This window comes from Spirosoma endbachense (assembly GCF_010233585.1).
GTDB classification, from domain to species: Bacteria; Bacteroidota; Bacteroidia; order Cytophagales; family Spirosomataceae; genus Spirosoma; species Spirosoma endbachense.
Genome location: NZ_CP045997.1, coordinates 8,331,641 through 8,332,052, shown reverse-complemented (window position 1 = coordinate 8,332,052; position 412 = coordinate 8,331,641). Strand labels below are relative to the sequence as shown.

At 60.9% G+C, this 412-nt stretch carries 1 protein-coding gene; it reads right to left on the bottom strand.

The features are described from left to right. On the bottom strand, nucleotides 1–412 hold a 412-nt coding region (locus GJR95_RS33830; RefSeq protein WP_232540950.1), incomplete at both ends, for a putative Ig domain-containing protein.

Below are 412 nucleotides of genomic sequence, written 5' to 3'. Positions count from 1 at the left end.
CCACCGTGGCCGACTGGGGCGGGATAGCATTAGCCACACTGGGCGCGGTGTTCACGATAGGAGCAGGGCTGACGGTGAGCACCAGGGTTGTGCTGGTGGTCAGCGAACCCGGATCAGTAGCCGTCACAGTGATGGTGAAAGGTGACCCGATCGTAGTGGAGGGCGTTCCCGAGATGGTAGCCGGAGCGGTAAAGCTCAATCCGGCAGGCAGACTACTGACCGACAGGGTTAGACTGGCGGGTGTCTCCGAATCGGTGAAGGTATTAGCCGGGATGAGATAGCTAAACCCACTGCCCACCGTGGCCGACTGGGGCGGGATAGCATTAGCCACACTGGGCGCGGTGTTCACAATCGGGGCGGGGCTAACGGTAATGACCAGGGTTGTGCTGGCCGTTAATGAACCCGGATCGGT